This is a genomic window from Pseudomonas sp. K5002, assembly GCF_013386655.1.
Classification (GTDB): Bacteria; Pseudomonadota; Gammaproteobacteria; order Pseudomonadales; family Pseudomonadaceae; genus Aquipseudomonas.
The window spans coordinates 1-9,333 of record NZ_JACARK010000474.1 but is presented as its reverse complement, the minus strand read 5'-3'; the positions used below and the strand labels follow the sequence as shown (position 1 = coordinate 9,333).

Annotated in this window: 12 protein-coding genes; 1 reads left to right on the top strand and 11 read right to left on the bottom strand. The window is 61.7% G+C overall.

What is annotated here, in order from left to right; all coding sequences use genetic code 11:
- The 9 genes from HX846_RS20820 to HX846_RS20780 form a co-directional block, all read right to left on the bottom strand.
- On the bottom strand, nt 1-260 hold a 260-nt coding region (locus HX846_RS20820; protein WP_178966015.1), incomplete at its 3' end, for a TRAP transporter large permease subunit.
- Nucleotides 261-788 (bottom strand): TRAP transporter small permease, encoded by a 528-nt coding sequence (locus HX846_RS20815; RefSeq protein WP_102606476.1) that lies wholly within the window; start codon nt 786-788, stop codon nt 261-263.
- A gap of 67 nt (nt 789-855) precedes the next feature.
- Nucleotides 856-1,827: a TRAP transporter substrate-binding protein gene (locus tag HX846_RS20810; RefSeq protein WP_102369548.1), complete on the bottom strand. Its 972-nt coding sequence runs from the start codon at nt 1,825-1,827 to the stop codon at nt 856-858.
- A gap of 51 nt (nt 1,828-1,878) precedes the next feature.
- Nucleotides 1,879-2,754 carry an SMP-30/gluconolactonase/LRE family protein gene (locus HX846_RS20805; RefSeq protein WP_177080436.1) on the bottom strand — a complete coding sequence of 292 codons (876 nt, stop codon included), beginning with the start codon at nt 2,752-2,754 and terminating at the stop codon, nt 1,879-1,881.
- Between the two features lie 30 nt (nt 2,755-2,784).
- Nucleotides 2,785-3,606, bottom strand: coding sequence for an NAD(P)-dependent oxidoreductase (locus tag HX846_RS20800; protein ID WP_003207819.1), 822 nt, complete (start codon nt 3,604-3,606; stop codon nt 2,785-2,787).
- A gap of 209 nt (nt 3,607-3,815) precedes the next feature.
- Nucleotides 3,816-5,084 carry an OprD family porin gene (locus HX846_RS20795; RefSeq protein ID WP_178966014.1) on the bottom strand — a complete coding sequence of 423 codons (1,269 nt, stop codon included), beginning with the start codon at nt 5,082-5,084 and terminating at the stop codon, nt 3,816-3,818.
- A 149-nt stretch (nt 5,085-5,233) separates the two neighbouring features.
- The gene (gene copD, locus HX846_RS20790; RefSeq protein WP_178966013.1) at nt 5,234-6,091 is read right to left on the bottom strand and encodes a copper homeostasis membrane protein CopD; all 858 of its coding nucleotides are present in this window, start codon (nt 6,089-6,091) and stop codon (nt 5,234-5,236) included.
- Between the two features lie 3 nt (nt 6,092-6,094).
- Nucleotides 6,095-6,460 (bottom strand): copper homeostasis periplasmic binding protein CopC, encoded by a 366-nt coding sequence (copC, locus tag HX846_RS20785; protein ID WP_003207825.1) that lies wholly within the window; start codon nt 6,458-6,460, stop codon nt 6,095-6,097.
- A 23-nt stretch (nt 6,461-6,483) separates the two neighbouring features.
- The gene (locus tag HX846_RS20780; protein ID WP_087694483.1) at nt 6,484-6,927 is read right to left on the bottom strand and encodes a GNAT family N-acetyltransferase; all 444 of its coding nucleotides are present in this window, start codon (nt 6,925-6,927) and stop codon (nt 6,484-6,486) included.
- A 144-nt stretch (nt 6,928-7,071) separates the two neighbouring features.
- Between HX846_RS20780 and HX846_RS20775 the strand changes: the two genes are divergently transcribed.
- The gene (locus HX846_RS20775) at nt 7,072-7,692 is read left to right on the top strand and encodes a TetR/AcrR family transcriptional regulator (RefSeq protein WP_003207828.1); all 621 of its coding nucleotides are present in this window, start codon (nt 7,072-7,074) and stop codon (nt 7,690-7,692) included.
- Between the two features lie 118 nt (nt 7,693-7,810).
- On the opposite strand, the gene preA is transcribed toward HX846_RS20775, so the two are convergent.
- Nucleotides 7,811-9,085, bottom strand: a complete 1,275-nt coding sequence (preA, locus tag HX846_RS20770; RefSeq protein WP_003207829.1) for an NAD-dependent dihydropyrimidine dehydrogenase subunit PreA — start codon at nt 9,083-9,085, stop codon at nt 7,811-7,813.
- On the bottom strand, nt 9,085-9,333 hold a 249-nt coding region (locus HX846_RS20765), incomplete at its 5' end, for an FAD-dependent oxidoreductase (RefSeq protein WP_178966012.1). The genes HX846_RS20765 and preA, both read right to left, overlap by 1 nt.

The window sequence follows — 9,333 nt, the reverse complement described above, 5'->3', positions numbered from 1 at the left end:
AAGCCCACCAGCACCCCGGCAAACGCCACCAGCCGGCGCGACATGCCGCCCTCGGCCATGATCGCCCCGGCCAGCACGAAGAACGGAATCGCCATCAGCGAAAACTTGTTCACCCCGCCGGCCACCTGAATCATCAGGGCCTGGAACGGAATGTCGATCCACCACGCGCCGATCAGCGCAGAAAGCCCCAGGGCGTAGGCCACCGGCATGCCAATCAGGATCAGGGCGATAAAGCTGCCCAACAGAATCAATGCGTCCATTCAGGCAGCCCCTTCACTTTCTTCAACCAGGTCGAAGCGCACGACCCGACGGTGGCTCTGGTCACCCAGCAGGAGTTTTTCCAGCACAAAAACCAGGGTCAGCAAGCCACCGATCGGGATCGGCATATAGGTGATGCCCACCCGCAAGGTCGGCATGGCGCTCATGAACTGGTTCCAGGTCGACAGGCACAATTTGCTGCCCCAGATCGTCATGAACAGGCAGATGGTTGCCATCAGCAATTGCGAGACGATGCCGACGATTCGGCGTTGGCCGGGCGGCAGGCGGTCGGTGACCATGGCCACCGACATGTGCGCCCCGGCGCGGTAGCTGGCGGCGGCGCCGACAAAGGTGAACACCAGCATCAGCAGGATGGCGGTGGGCTCCGGCCAGCTGGAGCCGGTGCCGAGCACGTAGCGGGCGAAGATGCCCCAGGGAATGATCAGCGCGACGCCAAGAACGGCGAGGCCGGCGATCCAGATGCAGCTCATGTAAATGCGGTCGTTGATGCGCAGCAGTAAATTCTTCATGGCGTTCACCGTAACCGGGCGCGTCGATGCCGACCGCGCCGGGCCTTATCTATGAGGGGAAGGAGGGTTACTCGACGGCTTCGATGCGCTTGATCAGTTCGGCGTAGGGCGCGCCGTACTTGTCGCGGATCGAAGCGGTGGCCTCATAGAACGGTTTCTTGTCGATGTCGATGAACTCCACACCGGCGGCCTTGAGCTTGGCTTCACTGCTGGCAGACTTGGCGTCCCACAGCTCGCGCTCCTGGATCTGCGCGGCCTTGGCGGTGTTCTTCACCAGCACCTGTTGCTCGGGGGTGAGCTTGTTCCAGGTGATTTTCGACATCACGATGGGCTCGGGCAGAATCAGGTGGCCGGTCAGGCTGTAGAACTTGGCGTTCTGGTAGTGGTTGTGTTCCAGCAGGGTGGGCGGGTTGTTTTCCGCGCCGTCAATCACGCCGGTCTGCAGGGCGCTGAAGATCTCGCCGGTGTCCATGGCAATGCCGTTGCCGCCCATGGCGTTGATGGTTTCGATGAAGATCGGGTTGCCCTGCACGCGGATCTTCATGCCCTTGAGGTCTTCGATCTTGCGCACCGGTTTCTTGGTGTAGAGGTTGCGCGTGCCGCCGTCCATCCAGGCGAGCGCCACCAGGTTGAATTCGGAGTCGGTGATCTTGGCGAGGATTTCATCGCCGATCTCGCCGTCGATGACCTTGCGCATATGCACCTGGTCGCGGAACACGAACGGCATGTTGAACACGTTCACGTCCGGCACCACCGGGCCGACGATGCCGAGGCTGACCCGGGCCATCTGGATCGCGCCGACCTGGGCCTGTTCCACCACTTCCTTTTCCGAGCCCAGCACGCCGCCGGGGAACATCTTGAAGGTCAGGCCGCCGTTGCTTTCGGCCACCAGGGTTTTACCCAGCTGTTCTTCGGCGACGACGGTGGGGTAGCCGGCGGGGTGGATGTCGGCGAATTTGATTTCCAGCGCGTGGGCGGCACCGGCGAAGACGAAGGTGAAGGGGAGTGCGGCGAGGAGCAAAGTGCGTTTGAAGTCCATGGGGTGTCTCTCCAGTCTTGTTATTGTTTTATTCAAGGCACAGCGATGCAGCTAGAGGATGAAGGTGGGCTCCGGCAATCCGGTGACCCCGGGGTTGAGGGCAAACACGCCGCCGGCCAGCGACTGGGCACTGTGGTCGTCGCGGATCGAGGTGACGAACAGGGTGTCCAGGCGGCTGCCACCGAAGGCGCACATGGTGGGTTTTTTCACCGGCACGGCCAGTGAGCGGTCGAGACGGCCGTCGGGGGTAAAGCGGTGGACCAGCCCGGCATCGTTGGCGCAGATCCAGTAGCAACCTTCGGCATCCACGGCGGCTCCGTCGGGGCGGCCGAGGAACTGGTGCATATCCACAAACAGCCGCCGATTGGACGGTGTGCCGCTGTCGATGTCGTAGTCGAAGGCCCAGACCTGCTGGACCAACGGGTGCGAATCCGAGAGGTACATCGTGCGCCCGTCCGGGCTGAAGGCCAGGCCGTTGGGGGTGATGAAGCCGTTGAGTGCGGTGTGAACCGCCCGGCCTGTTTCGTAGCGGTACAGTGCACCGTCGGCTGCATTCTCGGCCATGTTCAGCACCATGCTGCCGGCCCAGAACCGGCCCTGGCGATCACAGCGGCCATCGTTCAGGCGCATGTCCGGGCGGGCGTGCTCGACGCTGGCCAGGGGCGCAGTGTCGAGCCTGCCATCGTCGTGGGGCGTCAGCCGGAAAAACCCGGTTTGCATGCCCGCAACCCAATCGCCCGCCGAGGTGCGGGCGATGCAGGCGAGCATCTGCGGAGCTTTCCAGGCCTGCGCCTGGCCGCTGGTGGCGTTCCAGCGTTGCAGTTCGCCTGTGGGAATATCCACCCAGTACAGGGCGTTTTCCCCGGGTACCCACACCGGGCATTCACCCACGGCGTTGCGGGCGTCGACAATCAGTTCTGCTTGCATGGCCACTCATTCCCTTGGGTTGGTCTGTGGTCAGTCACCGAACGGGCCGGCGGCGCAAAACGCGCCACCCTGGTACACCCGCGCCGGGTCGTCGGCAGCGGGCATCGGCTGGGCTTCCACCTGTTTGCGGAATACTTCGGAAGAGTCCCGCGGGGTGAAGCCCAGGTGCGCGGCGAAGCGGTTGTCCCACCACACATCGAGGTTATCCGACATGCCGTAGACCACGGTATGCCCGACATTCGGTGTGTACAGCGAGCGTTCGAGCAGTTGGGTGAGGTCGTCGAAGCTCAGCCAGGTGTGCATCATCCGGCGGTTCTGGGGTTCCGGGAACGAGGAGCCGATGCGGATGCTGACGGTCTCGATGCCATAGCGATCGAAGTAGAAACTGGCCATGTCCTCGCCGTAGGATTTGGACAGCCCGTAGTAACTGTCGGGGCGGCGCGGGGAGTGGGCGTCGAGGGCTTCGTCCTGCTTGTAGAAGCCGATCACGTGGTTGGAGCTGGCGAAGATGACGCGCTTGACCCCATGGCGACGCGCCGCTTCATAGATGTGGAAGATCCCGCAGATGTTCGCGCCCAGCACTTCCTCGAACGAGCGTTCCACCGATACGCCGCCGAAATGCAGGATCGCATCGACGCCTTCCACCAGTTGGTGCACGGCTTGTTTGTCGGAAAGATCGCAAGGCAATACTTCTTCGCTGTCGTCAGCGGCCGGGGCCATGTCGGCGATATCCGACAGGCGCAGTACCTTGGCGTAAGGACGCAGGCGTTCGCGCAAGACTTTGCCCAGGCCACCGGCGGCACCGGTGAGCAGCAAGCGGTTGAACGGGGTAGGGGCGGTTGTGGTGGTCATGGTGATCCCGTTATTGTTGTAGGTTGTCGTATGACTGATCCGAAGTATCCTTAGGGTTTCCTACACTTGTCAACGCACTATTGGTCGAAGTTGATAGAGGCTCATCGCTGTCCTGTGGCGAGGGAGCTTGNNAGCTCCCTCGCCACAGCAAGCTCCCCCCCACAGCAACCTCCCCCGCCACAAAAGCCTTTCCGGTTGTTTGTAAACCGCTATAACAACGACAGCGGGTAACTGATGAATATCCGGTTCTCATCAAACTCGTTGGTACTGAAATCCCGGCGCATCGTTGCGTTGCGCCAGCGCACATTCAGGTCCCGCAGTGGACCGCTTTGTACCGTGTAGGCCAGCTCCGACTCACGGCCCCACTCCTTGCCATTGGTGATCGCCCCGGTGTGCACGTTATCGCCACTGATGTAGCGGTTCATCATGGTCAACCCGGGAATGCCCAGTACCACGAAGTTGAAGTCGTGCCGCACCTGCCAGGATTTTTCCTTGGCGTTGTCGTAGCTGGCGTTGTAGCTGTCGTTGGCCAGGGTGCCGCCGCTGGTGCCGTTGACCCGCATCCAGGCGCTGTCGCCGGTGAGTTTCTGCAGGCCGATATAGAAGCTGTTGCCTTTGTATTTGGCCGAGAGCAGGGCGAACGCGGTTTTGTTGTCGAGGTCGCCGGCCAGGGCCTTGCCGTCTTCCTTGCCGGTGAAGAACCCGAGGTTGGCGCCCAGGGTCCAGTCGCCCACGGGCTGGCTGTGGGTCAGGTTGAAATACTGTTGCTGGTAGATGTCACTGAGTTCGGCGTACCACACGCCAACCTGGGTGCGCTTGTCGTTGAAGGTGTATTCGCCGCCGCCGAAGTTGAAGCGGTCCGAGGTGAATGCGGCTTTGCCGTTGAGAAACATGTCATCCATGCTCGCGTCGTTGCGCGGGCTGTTGCCGCGAAACTGGCCGCCATACAAGGTCAGGCCGGCGATTTCCCTGGACGTTACCTGGCCGCCGCGGAACGTTTGCGGCAGTGAGCGGCCGTCATCCGAGCGCAGGATCGGCAGTACCGGCATCCATTCGCCGACTTTCAATTCGGTGTTCGACAGCCTGGTTTTCAGCGCCACGCCCAGGCGCCCGAAGTTATCGGCAGGGCGGCCATCGCTGCGGGTCGGCAGCAGTTGGGTGCCGGCGGTACCTTTGCCGCCGTCGAGTTTCTGCGAGTAAAGGCCCAGCACGTCCAGGCCGAAACCGACGGTGCCTTGGGTGAAGCCGGACCTGGCATCGAGAATGAAGTTTTGCGTCCACTCCTCGGCCTTGCCCTGGGGGTAGGCGGGGTTGGTGAAGTTGCGGTTGAAGTAGGCGTTGCGCAGGTTGAGCGTGGCGGCGGCGTCATCGATGAAGCCTTCTGCCGAGGCGGTGGCGGGGAGGGTAAAGGCCAGGCTGCTCAAACCGATGGCGGCAAAACGGGTGGTGCCGGAGAAATGGCGGACGTGTTGGCTCACAGTGACGCTCCCTTGTCTTTTTGTTGTTTTTATTTTTTTGTTATACGTTGTCGTACAACATTGAGGGCGATATTTGCGAGGTTTCAGGGGGATGTCAATCGAAAGTTATACGATGACTCCCTGCGTGAAGGGAGTCAGGGGGGAAGGAGTTATCCCGCTGCAACCATGGGCGGCAAGGTGCCAAGCAGCGAAACGGCGGCTACCGCTGAAACACCTAGTAACCATTCAATCATCACGCTGGCCTTCAAGGCAGGCAGCCGCTGCTCACAGTTGTGAATCCGCAGGCGGTTCAGCAGCGCCAGGGCGAGCATGCCGAACACCAGCAGCACCTTGATCAACAGGATCAGGGCGAACCCTGTGAACAAGGGCGTCGGCCAGAACTGCCCGGTGAGCACCCGCACGTTGATCAATCCGGTCACCAGCAGCCCTGTCACCAGGCCATAACCGATGCCACTGAAGCGCTTGAGGATCGGTTCCAACGGATAGCGGGGCGATTGCCTGAGGATCAACACCAGCAGGAGCAGGCCGCCCAGCCAGGCACCGACACACACCAGGTGCACCACCTGATTGAGGATCAGCAACTGTCCGGCCATGCCATTGAGCATGGCGCCATGGCCCACCGGTGCCAGTGTCGCCAGCAGCAATGCACAGAGCGGCAGGCGCGACGCCTTCCACGGCGTCATCAGGCCCAGCACCAGCAGCACGTTCAGTAGCAAGTGCCAGGTCCAGACCTGGCCGAAGAAGGTTTTGCCCAGCACCAATTGCACGGTCGACCATTCCAGCGCGCCCAGCCCGACACCGGCCATGCTCGCGCTGATCAACAGCAGCCACGCCACCCCCGACACCAATGCCAGCCACGCCAACCCTTGGGTGATGCGCGACAGTTGGCAGTCCAGCACCGGTTGCGGTCCCGCGCCCAGCAGCCAGGGCCTGAACACACAGGCCCCGAACATCAACAGCACGACGATGAAATGCAGGAAACGGCACAGCACCAGCAGGGTGGCCATGGATTATTGGCCGACCTTGAAGCTGTATTCACCGTTGCTCTTGTGGGTATCCACCGAGACCGCGTTCCACACCACTTTGTAGGTGCCGGCGGCCAAGGGGGCGGCCGGTGTCACCACCAATACTTTCTTGTCGGCGTCCGGGGTTTCCAGGCCCTTGATCGCGACTTCGGTGCCGTCCTTGCTCAGGGATACCTTGGTGAAGGTCGCTTCAACGCCTTCGCTGAACGTCAGGCGCAGGTCCTTGGGCGCGGCGACGCTGCTGTCGGCGGCAGGCTCCGAGCTTTTCAGGTGGGCGTGGGCAAACGCGGCCGAGGCGCCCAGCAGGGAAGCGAGCAGGGCAACGGTGGTGAGGGTCTTCTTGATCAACATTGTTCAATACCTTCAGGTGAGAGTCAGTCGTTCGGTAGTGCCATGTGCAACAAGGGGAAGGGCTTGCCTTCGCCATCGACGGGCGAGCGGCCGGTCTGGATAAAACCATAGTGCAGGTAGAAACCCACGGCCTGTGGATTCTGCTCGTTCACGTCGACCCGCAGGGTGTCGTGGCGGGCGCGGACGAAGTCCAGCAACTGGCGACCGATGCCCTGGCCGCGTCGGTTCGGGTCGATAAACAGCATCTCGACATTATTGCCTCCGGTGCCGACGAAGCCGCCAATGCCTTGGGCATCTTCGTACACCCACACTTCAAGTGCTGGCATCGGCAGGTAGCAGTCGCGTACCAGGGGCAGCAGGCGCTGGATGTCGTCTTCGCTGAGAAAGTCATGGGTGGCGCGCACCGAGCGTTCCCACAGTGCACCCAGCACCGGGTCGTCGCACGCGCTTCGCTGTCGAATAGTCATGGGGGATGATCCTTCGAGGGGATGGCGATGCTAACCAATCCGCTATCGACGGGGAAGGTTCTTGTACGAAGTTTCACAGTGGCGTGTCGCCGCGATCTAGAGCGGATGGTAGTCTTGAACCCATGTTGTTGTCAGGGAGCCCTTATGGGCAATCACAAGATCGGTATTCGTCGGGTCAACGTCGAAAAGATTCTGCTGGCGGCTGAAAAGGTCTTCGCCGAGAAGGGCTATGGCAGCACCGCCATGGCCGACATCGCTGAAGAAGTGCAACTGCCGCGCTCCAACCTGCATTACTACTTCAGTACCAAGAGCGAGCTGTACAGCGCGGTGTTGTTCGACCTGCTGGAGGTGTGGAAGCAGGACGCCTTGTGCTTCGAGATGTTCGACGACCCGCGGGTGGTGCTCAGCAGCTACATCCGCGCCAAGATGCAACATTCCCGCAGCCGGCCTTATGGTTCGAAAGTCTGGGCGAATGAAATCATCCACGGCGCGCCAACCCTGGGGGAGGCGCTGGATGTGAGCCTGTATGACTGGGCCAAGATGAAGGAAGCGAAGATTCGCCAGTGGGTGGAGGACAAGCGGATTTTGCCGGTGGAGCCGTCGAGCCTGCTGTATATGATCTGGGCGTCGACCCAGCACTATGCCGACTTTGATCATCAGGTGAAGATCCTGAATGACCATCAGCCGTTGTCGGACATGCAGTTTGAGCGGGCGGTGCAGACGGTGACGAGTGTGATCCTGCGGGGGATCGGGTTGGAGCCCTAGATCGTTCCCACGCTCCGCGTGGGAATGCCGCCTGGACGCTCTGCGTCCGTTCTTAAGGTCGTGACGCGGAGCGTCAACGGATGCATTCCCACGCGGAGCGTGGGAACGATCATTCAGGCTACACCGCCTCGCGGTAGGGGTTCCTCGGGTCCTGCGTCCAGTTCAAAAACGGCTTTCCGGTATCCACCGGCACCATCTCGATACAGTCCGCCACCGGGCAGGTGATCTGGCACAGGTTGCACCCCACGCACTCATCATCGATCACCTCGTATTTATGTGTCCCATCCGCCTGCTTCAAGCTGGCAATCGCCTGGTGCGACGTGTCTTCACAGGCAATATGGCAACGCCCACAGCCAATACACGCCGCCTGGTCAATTTTGGCGATCACCTGGTAATTGATATCCAGGTACTTCCAATCCGTCGTATTGCCCACCGCCCGCCCGGAAAATTCCTGCAGGCTGCTGTAACCCTGGCTGTCCATCCACCGCGACAGCCCGTCCTTCATTTCTTCGACAATCCGAAACCCATGCAGCATCGCCGCCGTGCACACCTGCACCGCGCCGCAGCCCAGCGCGACGAATTCCGCTGCATCGCGCCAGTTGCCAATCCCGCCAATCCCGCAGATCGGCAAGCCTTGTGTCTGTGGGTCCCGGGCAATCTCCGCCACCATGTTCAGTGCGATGGGTTTCACCGCCGAGCCGCAGTAACCCCCGTGGGTGCTTTGGGTGCCGACCATCGGCAGGGCGACCATGCGCTCCAGGTCGACACTGGTGATGGAGTTGATGGTGTTGATCAGCGACACCGCATCCGCGCCCCCGCGATACGCTGCCCGCGCCGCCACGCGTATGTCGGTGATGTTCGGCGTGAGCTTGACGATCACCGGCAGCGAGCAATAGGTCTTGCACCAGCGCGTCACCTGTTCCACATACTCCGGCACCTGGCCCACCGCCGCGCCCATGCCGCGTTCCGGCATGCCGTGGGGGCAGCCGAAGTTCAGCTCGATGCCGTCGCAGCCTGTGGCTTCCACCAGTGGCAGGATGTGCTTCCACGACTCCTCAACACACGGCACCATCAATGACACGATCAGCGCGCGGTCCGGCCAGTCCTTTTTCACCTGGGTGATTTCCCGCAGGTTGATCTCCAGGGACCTATCGGTAATCAGCTCGATATTGTTGATGCCGAGCACTTCACGGTTGGCGCCAAAGTGCGCCGAGTAGCGCGATGAGACGTTGACCGCGGCCGGGTCTTCGCCGAGGGTTTTCCAGACCACGCCGCCCCAGCCTGCTTCAAAGGCGCGGACCACGTTGTAGGCCTTGTCGGTAGGCGGCGCGGAGGCCAGCCAGAACGGATTGGGGGCTTTGATGCCGGCGAATACAATCGAGAGATCGGCCATTACGCAGCCTCCACATTCAGCATGAGTTGAGCGTGCATGGCTTCAGCGGCCAGCTTGCCGTGTTGCACGGCCTGGACGGTGAGGTCCTGGCCGAGGCTGACGCAATCGCCGCCGGCGTACACACCGGGGATGCTGGTGCGCAGCTGTTCGTTGACGAAGATCCGATCGCCCTGGCGTTGCAGTTGGTGGGCCAGCGGGTCGTGCAGCGCCTCGTCGTCGAAGCCTTGGCCGATGGCCTTGAAGATCGC